This is a genomic window from Alterluteimonas muca, from assembly GCF_021191595.1.
GTDB classification, from domain to species: Bacteria; Pseudomonadota; Gammaproteobacteria; order Xanthomonadales; family Xanthomonadaceae; genus Luteimonas; species Luteimonas muca.
This window is the reverse complement of sequence record NZ_JAIWPS010000001.1, coordinates 31,279-52,482: the sequence shown is the minus strand read 5'-3', so window position 1 is coordinate 52,482 and position 21,204 is coordinate 31,279. Positions and strand designations below refer to the sequence as shown.

The 21,204-nt window shown below is 70.9% G+C and carries 19 protein-coding genes and 1 pseudogene; 4 read left to right on the top strand and 16 right to left on the bottom strand.

The window, feature by feature from the left end; all coding sequences use genetic code 11:
• Window positions 1-54 precede the first annotated feature (54 nt).
• The gene (gene glnA, locus LDO11_RS00255) at window positions 55-1,464 is read right to left on the bottom strand and encodes a type I glutamate--ammonia ligase (RefSeq protein WP_129134740.1); all 1,410 of its coding nucleotides are present in this window, start codon (window positions 1,462-1,464) and stop codon (window positions 55-57) included.
• Window positions 1,465-1,684: 220 nt separating this feature from the next.
• Here glnA and LDO11_RS00250 point away from each other — a divergent pair, with 220 nt between their 5' ends.
• Window positions 1,685-2,482: an undecaprenyl-diphosphate phosphatase gene (locus LDO11_RS00250; protein WP_232139729.1), complete on the top strand. Its 798-nt coding sequence runs from the start codon at window positions 1,685-1,687 to the stop codon at window positions 2,480-2,482.
• A 72-nt stretch (window positions 2,483-2,554) separates the two neighbouring features.
• Here LDO11_RS00250 and LDO11_RS00245 read toward each other — a convergent pair whose 3' ends face one another.
• From LDO11_RS00245 to LDO11_RS00195, 11 genes and pseudogenes are all read right to left on the bottom strand, one after another.
• The gene (locus tag LDO11_RS00245) at window positions 2,555-3,169 is read right to left on the bottom strand and encodes a YbhB/YbcL family Raf kinase inhibitor-like protein (RefSeq protein WP_232139728.1); all 615 of its coding nucleotides are present in this window, start codon (window positions 3,167-3,169) and stop codon (window positions 2,555-2,557) included.
• Window positions 3,170-3,183: 14 nt separating this feature from the next.
• Window positions 3,184-5,259 carry a tetratricopeptide repeat protein gene (locus LDO11_RS00240; protein WP_232139727.1) on the bottom strand — a complete coding sequence of 692 codons (2,076 nt, stop codon included), beginning with the start codon at window positions 5,257-5,259 and terminating at the stop codon, window positions 3,184-3,186.
• A gap of 76 nt (window positions 5,260-5,335) precedes the next feature.
• On the bottom strand, window positions 5,336-6,346 hold the full coding sequence (locus tag LDO11_RS00235; RefSeq protein WP_232140298.1) for a YheT family hydrolase: 1,011 nt from the start codon (window positions 6,344-6,346) through the stop codon (window positions 5,336-5,338).
• Window positions 6,347-6,436: 90 nt separating this feature from the next.
• Window positions 6,437-7,222 (bottom strand): annotated as a pseudogene (locus LDO11_RS00230) (lysophospholipid acyltransferase family protein); the annotation flags it as partial.
• 70 nt (window positions 7,223-7,292) lie between these two features.
• Complete coding sequence (locus tag LDO11_RS00225; protein ID WP_435574585.1) at window positions 7,293-7,694, bottom strand: hotdog fold thioesterase; 402 nt, start codon at window positions 7,692-7,694, stop codon at window positions 7,293-7,295.
• A 203-nt stretch (window positions 7,695-7,897) separates the two neighbouring features.
• Window positions 7,898-8,068 (bottom strand): hypothetical protein, encoded by a 171-nt coding sequence (locus tag LDO11_RS00220; RefSeq protein WP_232139725.1) that lies wholly within the window; start codon window positions 8,066-8,068, stop codon window positions 7,898-7,900.
• A 30-nt stretch (window positions 8,069-8,098) separates the two neighbouring features.
• On the bottom strand, window positions 8,099-8,293 hold the full coding sequence (locus tag LDO11_RS00215) for a hypothetical protein (protein WP_232139724.1): 195 nt from the start codon (window positions 8,291-8,293) through the stop codon (window positions 8,099-8,101).
• 413 nt (window positions 8,294-8,706) lie between these two features.
• Window positions 8,707-10,734 (bottom strand): phospholipase D-like domain-containing protein, encoded by a 2,028-nt coding sequence (locus LDO11_RS00210; RefSeq protein ID WP_232139723.1) that lies wholly within the window; start codon window positions 10,732-10,734, stop codon window positions 8,707-8,709.
• Window positions 10,731-11,318, bottom strand: a complete 588-nt coding sequence (locus LDO11_RS00205; protein ID WP_232139722.1) for a YceI family protein — start codon at window positions 11,316-11,318, stop codon at window positions 10,731-10,733. The genes LDO11_RS00210 and LDO11_RS00205 overlap by 4 nt, the downstream gene beginning before the upstream one ends.
• Window positions 11,315-11,791 (bottom strand): SixA phosphatase family protein, encoded by a 477-nt coding sequence (locus tag LDO11_RS00200; protein ID WP_232139721.1) that lies wholly within the window; start codon window positions 11,789-11,791, stop codon window positions 11,315-11,317. Before LDO11_RS00200 ends, LDO11_RS00205 begins: the two co-directional genes overlap by 4 nt.
• Before the next feature lie 43 nt (window positions 11,792-11,834).
• Complete coding sequence (locus LDO11_RS00195; protein WP_129134730.1) at window positions 11,835-12,473, bottom strand: nucleotide-binding protein; 639 nt, start codon at window positions 12,471-12,473, stop codon at window positions 11,835-11,837.
• A 91-nt stretch (window positions 12,474-12,564) separates the two neighbouring features.
• On the opposite strand from LDO11_RS00195, the gene LDO11_RS00190 reads away from it, so the two are divergent.
• On the top strand, window positions 12,565-14,052 hold the full coding sequence (locus LDO11_RS00190; protein WP_232139720.1) for an AAA family ATPase: 1,488 nt from the start codon (window positions 12,565-12,567) through the stop codon (window positions 14,050-14,052).
• Window positions 14,053-14,340: 288 nt separating this feature from the next.
• Here LDO11_RS00190 and LDO11_RS00185 read toward each other — a convergent pair whose 3' ends face one another.
• The 3 genes from LDO11_RS00185 to ggt form a co-directional block, all read right to left on the bottom strand.
• Complete coding sequence (locus tag LDO11_RS00185; RefSeq protein ID WP_206733339.1) at window positions 14,341-14,838, bottom strand: hypothetical protein; 498 nt, start codon at window positions 14,836-14,838, stop codon at window positions 14,341-14,343.
• Window positions 14,839-15,065: 227 nt separating this feature from the next.
• Window positions 15,066-16,106 (bottom strand): hypothetical protein, encoded by a 1,041-nt coding sequence (locus LDO11_RS00180; RefSeq protein WP_232139719.1) that lies wholly within the window; start codon window positions 16,104-16,106, stop codon window positions 15,066-15,068.
• Window positions 16,107-16,159: 53 nt separating this feature from the next.
• Window positions 16,160-17,869 carry a gamma-glutamyltransferase gene (ggt, locus tag LDO11_RS00175; protein ID WP_232139718.1) on the bottom strand — a complete coding sequence of 570 codons (1,710 nt, stop codon included), beginning with the start codon at window positions 17,867-17,869 and terminating at the stop codon, window positions 16,160-16,162.
• A 167-nt stretch (window positions 17,870-18,036) separates the two neighbouring features.
• Here ggt and LDO11_RS00170 point away from each other — a divergent pair, with 167 nt between their 5' ends.
• Window positions 18,037-19,695 (top strand): DUF2974 domain-containing protein, encoded by a 1,659-nt coding sequence (locus LDO11_RS00170; protein WP_232139717.1) that lies wholly within the window; start codon window positions 18,037-18,039, stop codon window positions 19,693-19,695.
• Between the two features lie 115 nt (window positions 19,696-19,810).
• Window positions 19,811-20,473 (top strand): ankyrin repeat domain-containing protein, encoded by a 663-nt coding sequence (locus LDO11_RS00165; RefSeq protein WP_232139716.1) that lies wholly within the window; start codon window positions 19,811-19,813, stop codon window positions 20,471-20,473.
• Between the two features lie 66 nt (window positions 20,474-20,539).
• On the opposite strand, the gene LDO11_RS00160 is transcribed toward LDO11_RS00165, so the two are convergent.
• The gene (locus LDO11_RS00160) at window positions 20,540-21,178 is read right to left on the bottom strand and encodes a tetratricopeptide repeat protein (RefSeq protein ID WP_232139715.1); all 639 of its coding nucleotides are present in this window, start codon (window positions 21,176-21,178) and stop codon (window positions 20,540-20,542) included.
• Window positions 21,179-21,204 lie beyond the last annotated feature (26 nt).

The following is a 21,204-nucleotide window of genomic DNA, read 5'->3' as shown; positions in this document are numbered from 1 at the left end:
GGAGAAGGGTTCGTGCATGGCCCTCCCGCGCACGGGAGAGGACAGCGGGCGCGATCAGATGGTGTAGTACATCTGGTACTCGAGCGGATGGGTCGCCGAGCGGAACGCGGTGACCTCCTTCATCTTCAGATCGATGTAGGCATCGATGAAGTCGTCGGTGAACACACCACCGGCGGTGAGGAAGCCACGGTCGGCGTCGAGTGCCTCCAGCGCCTGGTCGAGCGAGTGCGCGACCTTGGGGATGTTCTTCTCCTCTTCCGGCGGCAGGTCGTAGAGGTCCTTGTCGCTGGGGCCGCCCGGATCGATCTGGTTCCTGATGCCGTCGAGGCCGGCCATCAGCAGCGCGGCGAAGGTGAGGTAGCCGGACTGGATCGGATCCGGGAAGCGGAACTCGATGCGGCGCGCCTTCGGGTTGGCCACGTACGGGATACGGCAGCTCGCCGAGCGGTTGCGCGCCGAGTAGGCCAGCATCACCGGCGCCTCGAAGCCCGGCACCAGTCGCTTGTAGCTGTTGGTGCCGGCGTTGGTGAACGCGTTCAAGGCACGCGCGTGCTTGAACACACCGCCGATGTACCACAGCGCCATCTGGCTCAGGCCGCCGTAGCCGTCGCCGGAGAACAGGTTGTTGCCGCCCTTGGCCAGCGACTGGTGCACGTGCATGCCGCTGCCGTTGTCGCCGACGATCGGCTTGGGCATGAAGGTGGCGGTCTTGCCGTTTCGGAACGCGACGTTCTTGATCACGTACTTCATCGCCAGCAGCTCGTCGGCCTTCTTGACCAGCGAGTTGAAGCGCGTGCCGATCTCGCACTGGCCGGCGTTGGCGACTTCGTGGTGGTGCACCTCGACCTCGATGCCGATCTGCCCGAGGGTCTTGCACATCTCCGCGCGCAGGTCGTGCAGCGAATCCAGCGGTGCGACCGGGAAGTAGCCGCCCTTCACCCCGGGGCGGTAGCCGTGGTTGCCGCCCGGGTACTCGCGGCCGGTGTTCCACGCCGCTTCCTCGGAATCGATGTGGAAGAAGGTGTTGCCCATCTCGTTGGCATAGCGCACCGAGTCGAAGATGAAGAACTCGGGCTCGGGGCCGAAGAACGCCTGTTCGGCGATGCCCGACGACTTCAGGAAGGCCTCGGCGCGGCGCGCGATGCCGCGCGGGTCGCGCGGGTAGGCCTGCATGGTGGCCGGGTCGAGCACGTCGCAGACCAGGATGATGGTCGGGTCGGCGGTGAAGGGGTCGATGTAGGCGCTGGACGGATCGGGCAGCAGCACCATGTCGGACTCGGCGATGCCCTTCCAGCCGGCGATCGACGAACCGTCGAACATCACGCCGTCCTCGAACAGGCCGGGCTCGAGGATGGAGGCGGGATAGGTGACGTGGTGCTGGACGCCACGCATGTCGGTGAAACGCAGGTCGACGAACTCGACCTTGTGATCCTTGACCAGCTTCTCGACCTGTTCGAACGACATCGGGTGGCACCTGTGCGGGATGGGATGACACAGTCATAGCAGGGCGCGTGCCAATTCCAGGTCGTTGATTTCATTGGGCACCGGCGCGGTGCCCGTGGGTGTTTGACCGGAATTGGTGCGGGACTTTGGATGTTCTGCACCACCCCGGTGCATCCGCCGGCGGCGGCTGCAGGCCACGCTCCCGTATCCTTTCGCGCGTCCCCCATTGCCGGCCCGTCCCGTGTCCGACCTGCTGTCCGCCCTCGTCCTGGGCATCATCGAAGGCGTCACCGAATTCCTGCCGGTATCGAGCACCGGGCACCTGCTGATCGCGCAGCACTGGCTCGGTGCGCGCTCGGACTTCTTCAATATCGTCATCCAGGCCGGGGCGATCCTGGCGATCACGCTGGTGTTCCGGCAGCGGCTGTGGGGGCTGGCCACGAATCTGGGCGATCGCGACAACCGCGATTACGTGGCCAAGCTGGCGGTGGCGTTCCTGGTCACCGCGCTGGTGGGTCTGCCGGTGCGGCTGGCCGGCTGGGAGCTGCCGGAGTCGGTGACGCCGGTGGCGTGGGCGCTGGTGCTGGGCGGGATCTGGATGCTGGTGGCGGAATACCTCGCCGAGCGCCGCGGCGGCGACGGTGCCTACGTGACCTGGACGGTGGCGATCGCGGTGGGCCTGGCGCAGGTGGTGGCGGGGGTGTTTCCCGGCACCTCACGTTCGGCGACGACGATCTTCCTGGCCATGCTGCTTGGCCTGAGCCGGCGCTCCGCGGCGGCCGAATTCGCGTTCCTGGTCGGCATCCCGACGATGTTCGCGGCCAGCGGCTATGCCTTCCTGGAGCTGTGGCTGGACGAGGGTCCCGGTGGCGAGGACTGGGGCGATGTCGCAGTGGCGTTCGCGGCCGCCACGGTCACCGGCTTCATCGTGGTGCGCTGGCTGATGGACTACATCAAGCGCCACCGCTTCACCGGTTTTGCGATCTACCGCATCCTGCTGGGCATCGCGCTGCTGGTATGGATGCCGGCGGGGAGTTGAGCAGGAGCGCCCTCACCCGCCCCTTCGGGGCACCCTCTCCCGCATGCGGGAGAGGGGCAAGCAGCGTCGAGACTACGCCCCCGCGTTGCGGTTGAGCGAGTAGGTGCCGTGGATCGTGGCCTCGGCGAGCACGTGGCCGTGCATCGCGGCGAATGCATCGGCGGCGGTGAAGTCGTCGCCGACCTCGAGGCGGTCGACGTCGAGCGCGAACACCCGGAAGAAGTAGCGGTGCACGCGCAGGTCGTTGGGCGGCGGATACGGGCCGTCGTAGCCGCGGTAGGTGCCGGCCATGTCGGCGTCGCCGGCGAACCAGCCGGTGTAGTCGTTGCGGCCCTGGCGCGCGCCGGCCGGGCCCTGCGGGTCGGGCTTGCCGCCCTTGTCGAACCCGTGGCTGCAGGCGCCGGCGTCGATCGCGGTGGTCGATGGCGGGATGTCCACCATCACCCAGTGCACGAAATCGGCGCGCGGCTGGTCGGACGGGATCTCCACGCCCTCCTTGCCGGCCATCTCCGGTTGCGTGGGGGCGTCGGCGTCGATGCACATCAGCACGAACGAGCGCGTGCCTCCGGGCGCGTCACCCCAGGCCAGGTGCGGGTTGCGGTTGCCACCGAACCCTTCCGGCGCGCCCAGCGCGAACTCCGACGGGATCGGCTGGCCGTGCTCGAAACTGTCGCTGCGGATGTGCATGGGAATCCTCCGGATCAGGTTTCGGAATAGCCCAACCGTACCGCGACCGGGGTGAGCATCGCGAACGCCGCGCCGAGCACGCCGGTGTAGCGGCGCCAGTTGCCGGCCGGGAAGCGGTACTGGTCGCTGAAGAGCTGCGGCGGCGGCACCGGCAGCTCGACGCCGAGCAGCTGCGCCAGCGTGGCCGACAGCACCCGCGGGTCGTTGCCGGCCTCGTCGGTGCGCAGCAGCAGCAGCGGCTGCAGCTCCTGCTCGGCCAGCACCACGATGTGCTCGAGCCCCTGCGCCAGCCAGGCGGCGCCTTCCTCGGGCGTGCCCATGCGGAACGGCACCGGGCTGCCGAAAGCCAGCCAGTTGAGCAGCATGTCGCGCGGGTCGCGCACGACCATCAGCAGCTCGGCATGCGGCAGGTGGGCGCGGGTGATGTCGAGGTAGGCGTTGTCCCACCACAGCAGCCAGTCGATCAGCGCGCCCTGGATGCGACGGGCCGGCAGCTGCGTGCGCCATTCGGCGTGCACGTCGGCGGCGGTGGTTTCGCCGCGCACCAGCCGGCCGGCGGTGTGCACGTTCTGCAGTGCGTCGCGCGGCGGGTTGGTGCCGAGGCGGTCGGCGCGGAACGCCGACACCACGCCGTCGAGCAGGCGGCCGACCTGCTCGTGGCTGGAGCCGGGCAGGCCGGCCATGAACACCAGCCGGGCGGCCTCGGGATCCACGGTGGCAGCCGGGGCGCGGTCGGCGTCGGCGCCCGTCCACGTCGGTAGCGGCATCAGCCGCTGCGCCCAGGCGGCGTGGGTGTCGAGCCACACCCTGGCGGCGTCGGCGGCCTCGCCGGCCTGGTCATGGGCCAGCGCACGCCAGCCCTGCACCTGCAGGCGGCGGTTGTCGTCGTCGCCGGCCGCGGCCTCGAGCGTGCGCAGATGCGCCACCGAGGCCTGCGGATCGCGCGCGGACAGGATGTCGAGGTACTGGGTCTGGGCGCGCGGGTCGTTGGGCAGGCGTCCGGCCAGTTCGCGCGCGGCGGCTTCGGCGGCGGCGGCATCGCCGGCGGCCAGCGCCACGCGTACACGCGCCTGCAACGGCGCCGGGCTCTCCGGCATCGCCTGGCTCCAGCGCTCGACCACCGCCAGCGCGGCCTCGCCGTCATGGCCGTCCACGCCCAGGCGGGCATCCCACAGCGCGGCGTTGCGCGGGCTGCGGGCGATGGCGGCCTCGAGCGTGGCGCGGGCATCGTCGCGGTCGTCCTGCAGTTCCCAGCAGCGCATCAGCAGGTCGAGGGTGGTGCGGTCGTCCGGGGTGCGGGCGAGCACCTCCTTCAGCCGCGTGGTCGCACGCGGCATCTGCCCGGTCTGCATGTCGACGCCGCCGGCAAAGCGCAGGTGTTCGGTCGAGGCCCGTCCGGCCGCCAGCACCTGTTCGATATGCACCGAGGCATCGCCCGGGCGGCCCTGGCGCAGCACCACGTCGGCCAGCAGCCGGCGCGCCGGGGTGTTGCCGGGCACCAGGTCGCACAGCCGCAGCAGGGTCTGTTCGGCGAAGGCGAGGTGGTCCCTGGCGATGTAGGCGAACGCCAGCGCGTTGAGCAGCTGCGGGTCGTCGGGATTGCGCTCGGCGGCGGTGGAGAGGATCGACAGCGCGCGGTCGCGGTCGCCACGGCGCAGCGCGATCATGCCGCGCACCGCCGACAGCCCCGGGTCGCCCTCGCCCAGGCGCGCGGCCATCTTCTCCAGCCGCTCGGCCTCGTCGAGATCGCCGCGGCCGATCGCCAGCTCCGCCTGCACGATGTAGGCCTGGTAGCGGTTCGGGTCGAGCTCGAGGGTGCGGCCGAGCGCGGAGGTCGCGCCGTCGATGTCGCGGCGCGCCAGCAGGATCGCCGCGCGCTGGAAGTGCAGCGAGGCCTCGTCGGGCTGCAGCGCGATCGCACCGTCGAGGCTGGACAGCGCGCCGTCGGTGTCGCCGGCCATCCGCTGCGCCTGCGCCATCAGCTCCCGGGCCCGGGCATCGTCGGGGCGTTCGGAGACCAGCGCGCGCGCGGCGGCGAGGGCTTCGGCAGGCGCGCCGCGGCGCAGGGCATCGAGAATGCTGTCGTACATGGGGCGCGGATCCGCAGCTTCGGCCAGCTGGCCGGGCCGGCCATTGTAGCGGCCGGGGCAGAAGCGCCCTGCGCCCTCAGTGTGCGGCGGCCTGCGCCACCACCTGCGGGTCGCCCAGCAGCCGCTCGACCGCCCAGCGCTCGGCATAGCCGTCCAGCCGCGCGTTCTCGATGAAGCCGCAGTGCCCGCCCCAGCGCGCGATCTCGACCTGGAGACACGGGTTGTCGGGCAGCGCGCGGAAGCCGTCGGCGGGGATCACCGGGTCGTCCTCGCTGGTGAGCACGTGCGCCGGCACCCCGAGGCCGGCCAGGCGGTCACCGGCGATCGAATAGCCCTGGAAATATTCGTCGAGCGAACTGAACGCGGTGTGGCGCAGCACCAGCCATTCGGTGAGGTCGCGCATGCCCAGCCGCAGCACGCTGTCGTCGAGGGTGAGCCGGTGCGGGAACAGCGAGCGCTTGCGCACCAGCGATTCGCGCCACTTGCGCTCGAAGTGGTGCAGGTAGATCGGCATGCCGCGCTCCATCCGCTGCAGGGTCAGCGCGGGATCGAGCACCGGGCACACCGCCGATACCGCCACCAGCGGCAGGCCCGCGCCGGGGGCGCGCAGCGCCAGGCGCAGGGCGAAGTTGCCGCCCAGCGAATAGCCGGCGGCCACCAGCGGGCGCGCCGGAAAGCGCGCGCAGACATCGGCGGCGGCATGCACCACCTCGTCGATGCGTGCGGAGTGGAACAGTTCCTCGTTGAGGTGGTGGGTCGGGCCGTGGTCGCGGAAGTTCAGCCGGAACACGTCGAAGCCGGCACGCAGGAAACGCGCCGCGGTCAGCCGCATGTAGCTCGATTCGGTGCTGCCCTCCCAGCCGTGCAGCAGCAGCGCCAGCCCGCGCGGGGTGCGCCCTTCGATAGTGCTGTGCAGGCCGTGCAGGCGCACGCCGTCGCCGCCGTCGAGCAGGTGCTCGGTGGTGACGGCGCCGGTCGCCACCAGTGCGCGCGCGCCGCGCTGACGCCGCCACTGGCTGCTGCCCAGCACCGACTGCACATGCGCATTGCGCAGCCAGGGTGGCGGTGCGTAGGCGCTGGCGGGCAGCGCGGTGCCGGTCACGCGCCGCGGGCCCTGGCCTGCATCGGCGGCGACCTCGTGGGCCTCGCGACGCTCGCGGTGCCGCGGCGCCTGGCCGAGCGCAGCCATGATGCGTTCGCGCGAGACCTCGGCGATGCGCCGGCGTCCGTCGGCATCGCCCGGCATCATCGGCTCGAGGAAGGCGACCTCGGCATCGCGCGGCGCCTCGCCGAGCAGGCGGAAGAAATTGGCGACGAAGCTCTCGCGGCCACGGAACGCGACCACGCGCTGCGCCTCGCCATGCGTGCCATAGCGCAACGCCACCGGCTGCACCGGCACCCCGGTCTCCACCGCTGCAGTGAAGATCCGTGCATGGAACGGGCCCAGTTCGGCGCCGTCGCGGGTGCGGCCTTCCGGGAACACCCCGACCGCACGGCCCTCGCGCAGGCGCAGCTGCATTTCCTCGAGCACGCCGCCAAGTGACTCCTGGCTGCCGCGCTGGTGGAAGATCGTCTCGCCGTGTTTCGCCAGCCAGCCCACCACCGGCCAGCCGGCGATCTCCTTCTTCGCCACGAAGCCCATCATGTGCTGGCTGTGCAGGGCGACGATGTCGATCCAGCTGACGTGGTTGGCCACGAACAGCACCGCACCCGGCAGCGGCGTGCCGCTGCGGCGCAGGCGGAAGCCGAACACCCGCATCAGCCCCGCCTGCCACGCGCGGATGATGCGGTGGCCGAGGGACTCGCCGCTGCGCAACCGCATCCGGCCGAGCGGCGACACCACCACGATCATCACCACGGTCAGGTGCACGAACAGGTGCCACGCCAGCAGCGGCGTGCGCAGCAGGTAACGCAGCGCACGGGCGAGCGGGCCGGAGGACGGGATGGGGGTGGCGGTGGTCATGTGCGAAAAAGGCGGCGCAGGCGCGCGAACGACGTCGATTATGCGTCAGCCCGCGCCCGGCCCCGGCCGGTCAGTCCGCCGAGGGTTCGCGCGACGGCGGCAGCGGGATCACCGCAAGCGTCAGCCGCGACACGCACACCAGGCGGCCCGTGGGATCCTCGATGCGGATCTCCCACACCTGGGTCTGGCGGCCCACGTGCAGCGGGCGTGCGGTGGCGGTCACGAGGCCGCTGCGCACGGCGCGCAGATGGTTGGCGTTGATCTCGATGCCGACGCAGCCCTTGCCTTCCTCGACCGCGAGCATGCCGGCGGTGCTGCCGACGGTTTCGGCCAGCAGCGCGGAGGCGCCGCCATGCAGCAGGCCATAGGGCTGGTGGGTGCGCGCCTCGACCGGCATGGTCGCGCGCAGGTAATCGGGGCCGACCCCGGTGAAGACGATGCCCAGGGCTTCCATCGCGGTGCCGCGCGACATCGCATTGAGCGCGTCGAGGTCGGGCTGGCCGCGGAACAGCGGGCGGGTACTGGCGGGTGCAACGGTGTCGTTCATCGGCGGCACGATAGCCGAGCCACGGCGGGGACGGCCAGCGCGCGGTTGGGCGGGCTGGCCGTCAATGGGGCCGGATCATGCGGTGGATCCCTGCAGTGGGCGTTGCGCCCGTGGGCTGCCGCCTTCGCTCATGCGATGCGGAAACGCGAGGCCAGCGGGCTGTACGCATAGCGGCGATGGTTGAGGTAGGTGCTGCGCGCGTAGTTGCCGAACTCATGGCTGCGCGTGCTGCGCTCGCTGCGGGGGCGCTCGTCGGCCGGCCGCGGGGTCGGGATGGACGGGGACGTTGAACGTTTCATCGATGGAACTCCTGGTTGGAAGAAAGGCTGTCAGGCGAGGCGGAACCGCGGCGCCGGGCTCGAGTCGACATAGCGGGCCGCGCGGCCGTAACCGCTGCTGCGGCCGTAGCCGATGCCGAAGTCGCGGTTGCGATGCGAGGACGCGGTCGGTGCCTGGCGCACGGCGTTGAGGGTCTGGACCAGCAGCTCGCGACGTGAGGCGGCGGGGAGGACGTGGGCGTTCATGGGGGGACTCCGTTGTGGGCAAGTAGTGCTGCGGTGTGCTGGTAGACTACAACACCTAGATGCAAAACCATGTGCCGGAAGTCATCCTGTCGGCGCATCCGATTTAAGCTGTTGATTTGAAAGAGATTATAGGGATGATCGGCTGAATACCTGCCGACGGACGGTCGGTTCCGGCGGGTTTCCATGGATTTCTGAATAGGCCAAGTCGTCCTATTCAGCTTCGCTGCGTGCCCCGTGTGTCCTCCGACCCTGGAGGGTCCGGGCGCTCTGATGGCCCGGCAGGCGTGGCGGCGGTCGGCGTGACAGCACGTCTATGGAATGCCGATAAGCGTCGCGCCGTCGGCCCTGGGAATGACTGCCCCACGCCGCCGCCGTCCGGGGGCGCCGCTCCGCGCTCGCCCACCGGCGAAGCGCTACAGGATCGGCGCCAGTCCCGCGCCGAACGCGGTGAAGATGCGCGTCAGCAACGACTTGAAGCCGAGGTTCACCTCGGGGAAGTCGCCCACCGGCCGATGGCAGTCGCGGAAATCCGGATGGTCGGGCGGCGGCGGCACCGGGCAGCCGGGCCCGGGTGCGAACTCGTAGCTCGTGGCGTAACGGATCGGCCACAGATCGAACAGAGGCAACTGTTCCGAGGCCTTGCCCAGCGAATACTCCACGCCCGACAGCACCGGTGCCTTGTCGCGCGGGCCGATCACCCAGGAGTTCTGCGGCAGCATGTCGTTGCGGATGCTGGCCGCCAGTGCGCGCGCGAATGCCGGATCCCCGATCACCACCGCGCTTTCGGTATTGAGGTTGTCGCCGCGCGGGTCGAAGTTGTGGGTGCCGACCACGCCCACGCGCTGGTCGATCACCAGCGACTTCGAATGCAGGCCGAAGCGCAGCCCTGCGCGACGCAGCGGCACCGGACGGTTCACGCCGAGGCCGGCATAGCGCAGCGCGGCGTACTCGCGGTCCAGTGGCAGGCGTTGCTGCTGGGTGCGCTGGCCCGGCGCGGGCCGGTCGTCGGCCACGACCGCGCGCACCGCATGCGCGCCGGTCGCGGTTGCCGCGCTGCGGCGGACATCGTCGCGATGCCCGGCGTCGATGTCGGCCAGCGCGCGCGCTTCGTCGGCCTGCGCGTGGCCGGTGACCGCCAGGCCCCAGCCGGGATCGAGCGCGCGGGTGGCGTCGAGGTCGATCGGCGCGTTCTGCGGGAACGGCTTGTACTCGTAGATGTTGAAGCCGAACTCGCGCAGGTAGCGGCGCTTGTACTTGTACGACAGCGCGTAGGTGATGAAGGAATCGGTGGCGGCCAGGCTGTTGGTCGACACCACCACGCGCGGGCCGTCGTCGCGCGCGTGCAGCGCGCGGAACATGTCCTGCGCCGGGCGCGACAGCACCAGGTACGGCGTCTGCAGCAGTACCTCCTCGTCGGCGGACTCGATCAGCTCGCGCAGGCGCCCGGTCGACGGCGCCAGCGCACGCTGCCCCGGACGATGCTTGGCCGGCGTGTCGGCAATGAACTCGACCTCGCCCACCGCGATCACGGCATCCACCAGCCGCTGCCCGAGCAGCAGCGGGTCATCGGCCTGGCGCGACACCGTGGCCACGCGGTCGGGCGCGGCGAATGGTTCGTGCGGCATCTCCGGTGCGCCATGCCGCAGCAGGCGCCGGCCGACATCGGACAGCTGCGCGGCCGGAATGCTCAGCGGTGCGATCCAGAACGCGTTGAAGTTGGCCTGCATGTCGCGGGTGACCGGACCGCCGACGAGGATGTCGCGATCGCGGAAGTTGTAGCTGGAATCCCAGTCGAAATAGCTGTCCTGGTAGTTGCGCCCGCCGGTCAGGCCGACGATGCCGTCCACCAGCAGCATCTTGTTGTGCATGCGGCGGTTGAGCTGGCGCCAGCAGCAGGCTGCCGCGGCGACATACATCGGATAGCTGATGCGCGCGCGGCCCAGCACCGGGTTGTAGACCCGGAGCTCGAAGTTGGCGTGTGCCGACACCAGCGCGGCCAGGGTGTCGACGTTGCGCAGCGCGGAGAGCTGGTCGACCAGCATGCGCACGCGCACGCCACGCCGCGCCGCGGTGAGCAGTTCGTCGAGGATCAGATGCCCGGAATCGTCCTCGTCGAAGATGTAGGTCTGCAGGTCGATCGACTCGCGCGCGCCGCGGATCAGGTCCAGCCGCGCGAGCAACGCGTCCTGGCCGTAGTCGAGCATCAGCGCGTAGTGGCGCGGCGCGTCCGGCGTGCTGGCCGCATAGGCGCGGCTGGCGAGCGCGCGCAGCGGCGACTCGCGCGCGCAGCGCCCGACCGGGTCATGGCATTCCAGTACGGTGTCGCGCGCGGCATCGGCGATGCGCTGGGCCTCGGCGCGCTGCACCGCGCCGAGCCCGGCGCAGCCGCTGGTGGCCAGCGCCAGCAGCGCGGCCAGGCAGGCACGCAGCACGGCAGTCACGGCGCGGCCGCTTCCGTGCCACGCAGCGACAGCCGGAACTGCACGCGCTCGCCGAGTGCGAAGCTCCAGCGGTCCATCGCATAGTCGCCACGGTTCACCACCCCGGCGGCCACCACCGCGCATTCGCGCATCGGCTCTTCGCAGGGCGCGGGCTCGACATGGAAGGTCTCGCGACGCTCCACCCCGCGCAACTGCAGCACGCCCGCCAGCGCGCCGCCGGTGCGCTCCAGTTCGGGGCCGAACGGATCCGACACGAAGCTCACCTCGGGATGCCGGTCGGCATCGAAGAACGCCTCGTCGCGGGTGAGCTGGGTGTAGCGTGGATGGCCGACGATCTCGACATCGCGTGCCGACAGCCGCAGCCGCACCTGGCGCAGGCCGGCGCCCACCGGGCGCACGTCACCGCTCAGCACCGGGATGCGCCCTTCCAGGCGCTGGCCCCAGCGGGTGCGCAGCACGAAGCCGACCTCCGAGTCCTGCGCATCCACGCGGGTGACATCGAGCGCAGTCGCCGGCCGTGGCAGGCAGGCCAACAGCAGCAACAGCCAGGCACAGCACCAGCGTTCCGCGGTCCTGCCGGTCACGGCCACCAGAACGCGGCAAGGCGCGCCGCACCGGGTTCCACGGCGGCACCTTCATCGAACTCCAGCACCGCCACCCCCGCCGGCGGCATGCCGCGGTAGTCGCCCGACTGGCCGCTGTGCAGCAGTGCGACGAGACGCTCCAGCCCCGGGTTGTGGCCGACGAGAAGCACGCGTTCGGTGTCGCGGTAGCGGTCCAGCAACGCGGCCAGCGTGCCGGGGGTGGCCTCGTAGATCGACGGCTCCAGGCGCTGGTCGACATAGCCCAGCACCGCGAGCGCGGCTTCCAGCGTCTCGCGCGTGCGCCGTGCCGGCGAGCACAGCACCTGGTCGGGGATCAGGCGCTGTTCGAGCAGCCAGCGCGCCGCGGCCTCGGCCTCGGCAAGGCCGTCGGCCGACAGCGGCCGGTCGAAGTCGGGCTGGTCGGGCAGTGCCGATTCGGCGTGGGCGTGTCGCAGCAGGATCAGTTCGCGCATCAGGGACTCGGTATCGCGCCATCACGGCGCATCGGCAACGGGGTCATGGCTTGCGTCGCACCCACTTCAGCAGCGGCTGCCAGTCGGCCTGGTGCTCGCGCACCTGCTGGGAGTTGTAGTCGAACAGGCTGCGGCCCAGCGCGACCATCACCACGTAGGCCTGGCTGTCGCGCAGCTGCGCAACCACCGGGTATGGCCACTGGGCGAGCAGTTCCATCGCCTGCTGCGAGGCGTTGGTCCACGGCCGCAGGCGGTTGCCGACCAGGCCCACGCGCAGTTCGCGCGAGCGCACCCGCGGATGTTCGGCGATGCCGTTGAGGAAGGCCACGGTGGCGTCGATGTCGAGCGCCGACGGCAGCACCGGCACCACCAGCGCCTCGGCGTGCTCGAGCCAGGGGTCGAGATCCTCGCGCATCGCGCCGGCGCCGGCATCGATCACCACGGTGTCGGCATCACCGGGGATCGCATTCCAGGCCTGCTTGCGGCGGCGGCTGCCATCGACCGGGAGCACCGCGCTGTCGAGCCCGGCACGGCGTTCGGCCCAGCGCATCGACGACCCCTGCGGATCCGCATCCACCAGCACCGTGCGCCGGCCATCCAGCGCCGAGCGCGCCGCAAGGTGGGAGGCGATGGTGGTCTTGCCCACGCCGCCCTTGGAACTCGCCACCAGGATCGTCTTCATCGCGTGCTCCGCCGAGTGGAAGCCCGAGCGTACACCGCACCGGCGACGCCCGCCGAACTGATATCTTCACGCGGCTTCGGGGGAGCCACGCATGAGCGAACTGCAGGACCTGGTGGCGCTGATCCGCGCCGACACGCCGTTGATCGTCATCGAAACCCGCGACGAGCCGGGCGCGGTGGCGCTGTTCCGGCAGTCCCTGCGGCATGTCTGGCGGGCGATGTACCGCTGGTCGATCACCGAGGGGCTGCGCCGCATCGACCTCGACCGCGAGGACGAACCCGACGGCGCGGCCGATGTCGGCACCCTGCTGCGCGCGATCCGGGGTGCCGAGCAGCGCGGCGTGTACCTGCTGCTCGACGTGCATCCGTACCTGGACGTGGCGGGCACGCGCCGCCAGCTGCGTGACCTGCTGCAGCGGCGCGAATGCCTGCCGCACGTGATCGTGCTGGTGGGCCACCGGGTGGAGCTGCCCGACGAGCTCGAGGCGATGGCCGTGCGTTACGCGCCGCGCCTGCCCGACCAGGCCGCGTTGTTGCGCGTGGTGCGCGAGGTCGCCAGCGCCTACGCCGCCGAGCACGGCGGGCGTCGGGTGGAGATGGACGAGCAGGTCGTGCAGCGCATCGTGCGCAACCTGCAGGGTCTGAGCCCGCCCGACGCGCAACGCATCGCCCGGCACCTGGTGTTCGACGACGGCGTGCTGTGCGAAAGCGACCTGCCGAAGCTGCAGAAGCTGCGCTTCGAACTGCTCAACCGCAGCGGACACCTGCATTTCGAGTACGACACCGCGCGTTTCGGCGACGTCGCCGGCGCGCGCCGGCTCAAGCGCTGGGTGGAACAGCGCCGCCGCGTGTTCGTCGAGGGCGATGCGCCGCCCGGCCTGGACCCACCCAGGGGCGTGCTGCTGCTGGGCGTGCAGGGCTGCGGCAAGTCGGTGCTGGCCAAGGCGATCGCCGGCGGCTTCGGGGTGCCGCTGGTGCGGCTGGATTTCGGCACGCTCTACAACAAGTACCACGGCGAAACCGAAGCGAACCTGCGCGCGGCGCTGGCCTCCACCGAACAGCTGGCGCCGTGCGTGCTGTGGATCGACGAGATCGAGAAGGGGCTGGCGGCGTCGACCGGCGGCGAGGATGGCGGGGTGTCGCGGCGCGTGCTCGGCTACCTGCTGACGTGGATGGCGGAGCGCAAATCGAAGGTGTTCCTGGTCGCCACCGCCAACCAGGTGCATGAGCTGCCGGCGGAACTGCTGCGCAAGGGCCGCTTCGACGAGATCTTCTTCGTCGACCTGCCGGTGGCGGAGGTGCGGCGCGAAGTGTTCGCGCTGCACCTGACGTCGCGCGGGTTCGACCCGGCCAACTTCGATCTCGACGCGCTGGCTGCGGCATCCGAGGGGTTTTCCGGTGCCGAGATCGAGCAGGCGATCGTCTCCGCGCTGTATGCGGCGCACGCGGCCGACGCACCGCTCGGCGACTTCGGCCTGCGTGCCGAGCTCAGGCAGACACGGCCGCTCTCGGTGGTGATGCGCGAGCAGGTCGACGGACTGCGCGAATGGGCGGCAACGCGGACAGTGCCGGCGGATTGAGAAGGGTTCACCGGCGCGTCTGGTTGAGCGAAACCATTCGGGTTTGGACACCGAGCAAAGGCGTGAACTTGCGCAAGGGCGCCTGCCGGGTATTCCCCCGAGTCGGCGCCCGATACCGCCTTGGTCGGTGAAACACCCGGCAGGCGCCTGGATATGGCCCCGCAATTGGGCTGGAGACGAAAAACGAAAACCCTCGACAAGAAACGGAGCCTGATGGTGCCCACCCGCATCGTGGCCAGCGTCGGCCACACGGCGATTAGCGAGCGCCAGCCCAACTGACTCCCAGCGCTATTTGTCGACCTGGCGACCGGGTTCGAACGTGAAGCGGTAATCCAGCCGCATTGGCACCGCCTCGTAGAGGATGCCGGGGGCGCGGCACGCATCATTGGGCTGGAGGCCTTCCGGAAACGTGCAGATGGCACCGGAGCGCCACGTCCACCGCGCGAGCGCATCCTCGACCGCTGCACGCAGCCGCGCGTGGTGGGCGGGGTCAAGCGGGGCCGAGCCACCGCATCCGGTCTGGCCGGCAGTATCGATGTCCACGGTCTCGCCCGCGATGGTGACGGTGAACTCGACGCAGACCACGGTGGCGACACGCGGCCAGCGGCCTGCGACAAGCGTCGGCATCGGCGCGGTCACCGGGACCGGCATCAGGAACAGGCGTTGCTGCGCGCCGAGGGGATACGGTGCGCGGCCTGCCGGCGGGACCATCTCGTGTATCACGTGGCCGCGGTGGCCGGCGCAAGCGGCCAATGTGCTGGCGAGTAGCATCACGGCAACGCGCATGGCTGTCATGCGGTGGGCGTCCAGCCGCCCGGCGGCACGTCGATCCCGGCTATCCGAGCGTGGCTGTTGGAGGGCACTTCGCTGGCGGCCAATCGATCTCCGGCATCGCCAGCACGGCGCCGTCCGCGCGGTGCAGCCCCGGACGTAGGCCGCACTCATCACCGTGCTGGCGACGGGGTCGCGCGACGGCGGTAATGGCTTCTGCGCATCGCCCTGCAGCACGTGGCTTACCGGTAGGGCGGCTGCCAGCCCGCCGGCGGATCCAGCGGGATGCCGGCCGCACGCAGCTGCGCCTCGTGGATGGCGGTTTCGCTGTCGAGTGCCGGATCGGCGAGCAGTGCTACGTGTTCGGCGACGCCCTGGTCGGGCAGGCCGCTGCTCAGGCGGCCGAGTTCGTACATCTGCCAGTCAAGGCGGCGGCGCGCCGCGTCGGCCCGCTGGCGGTCGCCGGCGCTGGTGGCGACTTCGCCGGCCAGGCCAGTGCCGACCATCTGCTGCAAGCGTGTATCACCACCCTGCAGCACCCGTGCCGCATTGCCACATGCCGCCGCGGTTTCGGCGCCGCGCTGCCCGGCGGCGCGACAGGCCTCGACCAGTGTCGCGAAGTCGGGTGTGGCGAAGGTGGCGAGGTACGCCCAGCCGTGCATCACCGCGAAATCGTCGATGCCGACCCCGTCGGGGACGAGCTGCGCGAGCGCGTCCGGAGCGGGCGGCAGGCGGCGCACGGCATCCACGATCCAGCGCAGCTGGTCGATCGTGTGTCCCTGCGCGTGGCTGGTGCGCGCTGCGGCGGCGAGCAACGGCTCCGGATCCAGCCCGGCGAACAGCACCGGTACCAGGTTTCCGGGCGCAAGCTGCCGCCAACGCGAGACGGCCCGGGTGGACGACGGGTCATCGGCGCCGGCCAGCATCGCCAGCACCACGGTATCGGTGCCGGCCCGCTGCAATGCGAGCTCGCGCCAGGCGCGTGCCTGCGGATGGCTGGCAGTGCCCGTGGCCGTGCCATCCAGCGCCTGCTGCCAGTCCCGGAGCCACGCGGCGTGGGCAAGCCCACGCGCGCTGCCCTCGGCTGCCAGCGTCTCCGCCAGGCGCCCGATGTAGTTGCGCTGGGCGGTCGCGGTGGCCTGATCCACCTCCGGGGCACCGGCCTCCGCAGCCGGTTGTGCGTACGCCAGTGGCGCCGCCAGCGTAAGCAACGCCGCCGCGAGCAGCGACAGGGCGCGCCGGCGGGGCCTGGGGGTAACGGCGGTGCTGCGTTCCATCTGCATGTGGTGCATCCCTCGATGTGCTGGCCGCGGCGGGTCGTCCTGCCGCGGTGCCCTCAGTACCCGGCCGCCTGGCCGTCCTTGCGCGATTCGCTGGCGCCGGTCCAGCCGCCGTGCGGGTTCTTCATGATCGCCTGGTAGCCACCGTAGGGGCCGTCGGCGAACTGCACGCGATGGCCGCGGCGCATCAGTCCGCGCACGGTTTCGTAGGGGAATCCGGATTCCAGCTCGATGCGGCCGCCGTCGGTCATCGCAAGGTTCTGTCCGGCGGGTTCGGTGGAACCATCATGGTGGATGCGCGGGGCGTCGCCGGCCTCCTGCAGGTTCATGCCGAAATCGATCATGTTGATGATGATCTGCGCATGCCCCTGCGGCTGCATCGCGCCCCCCATCAACCCGAACGACAGCCACGGCTCGCCGCCCCGGGTGGCGAACGCCGGGATGATGGTGTGGAACGGGCGCTTGCCCGGCGCGTAGCTGTTGGGATGGCCGTCCTTCAGCACGAACTGCTCGCCGCGGTCCTGGAGGATGAAGCCCAGCCCCGGCGGCGCCATGCCGCTGCCCATGCCGCGGTAGTTGGACTGGATCAGCGACACCATCATCCCGTTGGCATCGGCGGTGGTCAGGTAGATGGTGTCGCCCTCGTCGAGCTGCGCCGGCGTGCCCGGCTGCACCTCGCGCAGTGCGCGGTCCATCGAGATCAGCTCGCCGCGCTCACGGGCATAGTCCTTGGAGATCAGGCGCGCGACCGGCGCCGGATGGAACTCCGGGTCGGCATACCAGCGCGCGCGGTCGGCGAAGGCCAGCTTCTTCGCCTCGACGAACAGGTGCACGTGCTCGGGGCTGCCGAAGCCGTACGACTTGAGGTCGTAGGGCTCGAGCAGGTTGAGGATCTGCAGCGCGGCGATGCCCTGCCCGCTCGGCGGCAGTTCCCACACGTCGACGCCGCGGTAACTGGTCGACACCGGCTCTACCCAGTTGCCGGTGTGGGCGGCAAGATCGTCGTAGGACAGGAAGCCGTCGTTGGCGGCGAAGTAGTCGCCGATGGTGCGGGCGATGTCACCCCTGTAGAACGCATCGCGCCCGCCGTCGACGATCTTCTGCAGGGTGTCGGCGAGGTTGGGGTTCTTCCAGGTCTCGCCGGTGCGCGGGGCGCGGCCGTCGAGGGTGAACTGCTCGCTGAAACCCGGCCAGCGCGACAGCCGCGGCACCGAGCGGTCCCAGTAGTGGGCGATCACCTCGTGCACCGGGTGGCCGTCGCGGGCGTAGCGGATGGTCGGTGCGAGGTTGTCGGCCATTGGCAGCCGGCCGAAGCGTTCGTGCAGGGCGAACCAGCCGTCGACGGTGCCCGGGACCGTCACCGGCAGCGGGCCGTGCGACGGGATCTCGGTGAGCCCGCGGCGGCGGAATTCGTCCATGGTCAGGGAACGTGGCGAGCGGCCGGAGCCGTCGTAGCCGTGCAGCTTGCGGGTGGCCGGATCCCAGACGATCGCGAACAGATCGCCGCCGATGCCGTTGCCGGTCGGCTCCATCAGCCCGAGCGCGGCGTTGGCGGCGATCGCCGCGTCCACCGCCGAGCCGCCGGCCTTCATGATGTCGAGCGCGATCTGGGTGGCCAGCGGATGCGAGGTGGCGGCCATCGCATGCGGCGCGTGGACCTCGCTGCGGGTGGCGAACGGCTGGCCGGTGATGCGATCGGCGGCGGCCAGCGAAAGCGGCAGGCAGCACAGCAGCGCGGCGGCCGCGGACAGGCGATAGGCGGGCATCGGCAATACGGGCAACGGCGGGAGCCCGATAGTACGTCGTACGTCGTGCGGCGTACGGCGTCGGCACCCGGCCCTGCGCACCGCCCTAGGGTCAGCCCGGATTGCCACCCGGCGCCCGGCTCGGGATAACGGGCACAGGATTCTGCGCACAGGACATGCCGATGGTCATGACCATCTCCGACAGCGGTGCCATCCATCGCCCCCTGCTCCGCCAGGAGCCGCCACCGCCGCCGTCGCAGCCGCCGCAGTGCCTGGCCCGTGGCAATGGTGGCTACCGCCCCGAGCCGAGCTGGCATCCGCAGGTCCAGGCACCGGGCGCGAATGCCGCGCAGTCGCCGTCCGCCGCAGGCGGCCAGTACGGCATCCCCCAGGGCGGCACGCTCGGCTCGGTGGCCAGCGGCACGCAGGCGCAGCCCTTCGACGTGACCCTGTCGCAGCTGGCCACCGCGGTCTACGGCACCCGTGGCGATCCGCCGGAAGGCTGGAGCGCGGTGTCGGACGCCGACCTCGCCGAACGCATCGGCACGCCGGAGCGGCCGGCCACCCCGGAACAGGTGCAGGCCTGGCGCCTGCAGTACCTCGGCGCCAACGACAGCGTGCCGACCAACGACCAGGAATTCCGCGCCGAGGTCTATAGCGACGGCGACGGCAACTACGTGCTGTCCTACCGCGGCACCGCCGAGGGCGGCGACGACTGGGACAACAACTTCCGCCAGGGCCTCGGCTACGAGACCCGCGACGGCGACAAGTTCAGCGTCACCGCGGTCAACACCGCGGTGGAATTCGCACAGGTGTTCGGCGACAACCCGGGTGGTGAGTCCTCCAACCTCGCCATCACCGGCCACTCCCAGGGCGGTGGGCTGGCCAGCGTCGGCGCGCTGGCCAGTGGCGTGCCCGCGGTCACCTTCGATGCGTCGGGCATCCACCCCAACACCTTCGACCGCATGGGCATCGATCCGCAGCGCGCGCGCGACCTCGCCGAGGGCGGCCAGATCCGCGCCTACTCGCTGTCGGGCGACGCACTGACCAATGCCCAGGACAGCTGGGCCACCGGACTGGTGGCACCGGATGCGATCGGCACGCGGATCGTGGTCGATCCCGCCCGAGCCGACGAGCACAACATGTTCACCAATTACGGCCCGACGGAAGGCTTCTCGCCGGAGCAGAGCCGGGCCATCAATGCCGGCGTCGAACTCGCCCGCGATCCGGTGACCGGCACGATCGTCGGGGCGCCCATCGGGGCCGGGGTTGCCACCGTGATCGGCGGGCCGCTCATCGCCCCTCTCGGAGCGCTCGGTGGCTCCCTGGTGACGGTGGTGGGTGGCAACATCGCCTACGCCGGGATCAGCCACAGCCCCAATGCGCTGACCGCGGCGATGATCGACCGCCAGCCCTGGCAGGCCGGCTACGAGAACCCCTCCAACCTCGGCCGCGACCTGCAGGACCTGCTGCCGGGCGAGCTGAAGGACGACTTCGCGCGCAACACCCATGACTTCGCCACCGATATCGACGGCGTGGTCGCCAGCGAGTTCGCAAATGGCCGGTACGTCGCCGGCGGCTTCAGCATCGCCGGTGACTTCGCCGAGGGTGCCGCCAACTCGGTCGGCGACACCGTCGACCGCTATGCCGATTCACTGGCGGCGAAGATCGACGAGCGCGTGGACGGCTGGGCCGGTGATGCGCTGTCGGGTGCGGTCGACTTCGGTGGTGACGCGGTGGAGTTCGTCGCCGACGCGGGTGGACAGGTGGTCGAGACCATCGCCGATGGTGCCGGCAAGGTGGCGCAGGGCGTGACCAACTTCGTGGGTGGCCTGTTCGGGCGGTGAGCGGTAACGCTTGCGCCCGGCAGCGATCGCGATTGAAATGGCCCGCATGCGCCCCTTCCACGCGATCGCCGGCGCCCTGGCCCTCATCTGCGCCCCGGGGTGCGCCCAACCGTCCATGAGCACCGATGCCTTCACCAGTCCCGAGGTCGCATCGCTGGCCGATGCGGTGCGCCGTGGCGATGACGCCGAGATCCGTCGCCAGCTGGAGCGTGTGGATGCCAACACACCCGGCAGCGATGGTTCCAGCCTGCTGATCGAGGCCATCCGCCAGGGCCAGGTCGCCAGCGTGCAGGCGCTGCTGGCCGGCGGTGCCGACCCCAACCGCGCGAACGCACGCGGTGACACCGCGGTGCATGCGGCGGCGTTCTCCGGGAATGCCGGGCTGCTGCGCGCGGTGCTGGCCGGCGGCGGCGACCCGAACGTGCGCAATCCGCATACCGGCGCCACCCCGCTTGTGTCCGCCCTGCTGTCGCCGGAGGCGCGCCAGTTCGAGGTGCTGCTGGACGCCGGTGCGGACGCCGACCTCGCCGACCTCAACGGCGACACCCCCCTGCACGTGGCCGCCCGTACCAATGCCGGCGCGACGATCCTGCGCCTGCTCGAGGCCGGCGCGCCGCCGCTGGCGGAGAACTCCGGCGGCAAGAGCTTCCAGCCCTACTACTTCGGCTACCGCCGGGAACTGCTCAACGACCGCGCCCTCGACGAGCGCCGCCAGGTGGTGGCGTGGCTCAAGGCCAATGGCGTGCCGCTGGAAGTGGCGGTGCAGGACACGGACTGACAGGCGCCGCCGCGGCAGCCGGAGCTGTGGTCGTCCGAGGCCCGGACGGACGTGTTTCCGACCGCCTCAGGGCCAGGCCGGCGGATTGGCGACCCACGCGGCCTGCACCTGTGCAAGTGTTGCGCGCTCGTCCTCGTGCCAGTCGGGCAGCAGCGCCGGCAGGTTGGCGGCGTAGGGCCAGCGGTCGGGGTGGGTGCGCACCGCGGCCGCGAACCAGGCCACCGCCTCGGCGCGGCGGTCGAGCCGCCACAGGGCGAGCGCAAACGTCGGTGGCAGCCATTCCGGCTGCTGGCGGCGGCCTTCCATCACCCCCGCCCACTGCGTGAGCGCGCCCTCGGCATTACCGGCGCGCAGCAGGTCCCAGCCGTAGTTCCACTGCACCTGCTGGCGCTGCGAGCTGCGCGGCGAGGTGGACTCGATCGCCTGCCGGTACAGCGCATGCGCGGTCTCGGCGCGGCCGCCGGCCAGCGCGATGTGCGCCAGCTGCGCGGTGGCGAGTTCGGCATGGCGCTGGCGGCGCTCCATCGTGCGCATCAGCTGTTCGACCGCGGCATCGTCGGTGCCCTCGACCACGCGGATCGGGCGCGCGGCCTGGTCGTCGTCGAAATAGAACTCGCGCAATGCCGGCAGCGACTGCGCCAGCGCCGTCGGCGCCAGCACGCACAGCCACAACAGCGCCAGGCAGGCGAAGGTGCGTGGATTCATCGTGTTTTCCCCTGAGGTGTTGCGTG

What these genes read in the sequence shown, in the direction of transcription:
- glnA (WP_129134740.1), bottom strand. Translation starts at nt 1,464, where the DNA reads ATGTCGTTCGAACAGGTCGAGAAGCTGGTCAAGGATCACAAGGTCGAG.
- LDO11_RS00245 (WP_232139728.1), bottom strand. Translation starts at nt 3,169, where the DNA reads ATGCACATCCGCAGCGACAGTTTCGAGCACGGCCAGCCGATCCCGTCG.
- LDO11_RS00240 (WP_232139727.1), bottom strand. Translation starts at nt 5,259, where the DNA reads ATGTACGACAGCATTCTCGATGCCCTGCGCCGCGGCGCGCCTGCCGAA.
- LDO11_RS00225 (WP_435574585.1), bottom strand. Translation starts at nt 7,694, where the DNA reads ATGTCGCGCGGCACCGCGATGGAAGCCCTGGGCATCGTCTTCACCGGG.
- LDO11_RS00220 (WP_232139725.1), bottom strand. Translation starts at nt 8,068, where the DNA reads ATGAAACGTTCAACGTCCCCGTCCATCCCGACCCCGCGGCCGGCCGAC.
- LDO11_RS00215 (WP_232139724.1), bottom strand. Translation starts at nt 8,293, where the DNA reads ATGAACGCCCACGTCCTCCCCGCCGCCTCACGTCGCGAGCTGCTGGTC.
- LDO11_RS00200 (WP_232139721.1), bottom strand. Translation starts at nt 11,791, where the DNA reads ATGCGCGAACTGATCCTGCTGCGACACGCCCACGCCGAATCGGCACTG.
- LDO11_RS00195 (WP_129134730.1), bottom strand. Translation starts at nt 12,473, where the DNA reads ATGAAGACGATCCTGGTGGCGAGTTCCAAGGGCGGCGTGGGCAAGACC.
- LDO11_RS00190 (WP_232139720.1), top strand. Translation starts at nt 12,565, where the DNA reads ATGAGCGAACTGCAGGACCTGGTGGCGCTGATCCGCGCCGACACGCCG.
- LDO11_RS00185 (WP_206733339.1), bottom strand. Translation starts at nt 14,838, where the DNA reads ATGCGCGTTGCCGTGATGCTACTCGCCAGCACATTGGCCGCTTGCGCC.
- LDO11_RS00180 (WP_232139719.1), bottom strand. Translation starts at nt 16,106, where the DNA reads ATGCAGATGGAACGCAGCACCGCCGTTACCCCCAGGCCCCGCCGGCGC.
- ggt (WP_232139718.1), bottom strand. Translation starts at nt 17,869, where the DNA reads ATGCCCGCCTATCGCCTGTCCGCGGCCGCCGCGCTGCTGTGCTGCCTG.
- LDO11_RS00170 (WP_232139717.1), top strand. Translation starts at nt 18,037, where the DNA reads ATGACCATCTCCGACAGCGGTGCCATCCATCGCCCCCTGCTCCGCCAG.
- LDO11_RS00165 (WP_232139716.1), top strand. Translation starts at nt 19,811, where the DNA reads ATGAGCACCGATGCCTTCACCAGTCCCGAGGTCGCATCGCTGGCCGAT.
- LDO11_RS00160 (WP_232139715.1), bottom strand. Translation starts at nt 21,178, where the DNA reads ATGAATCCACGCACCTTCGCCTGCCTGGCGCTGTTGTGGCTGTGCGTG.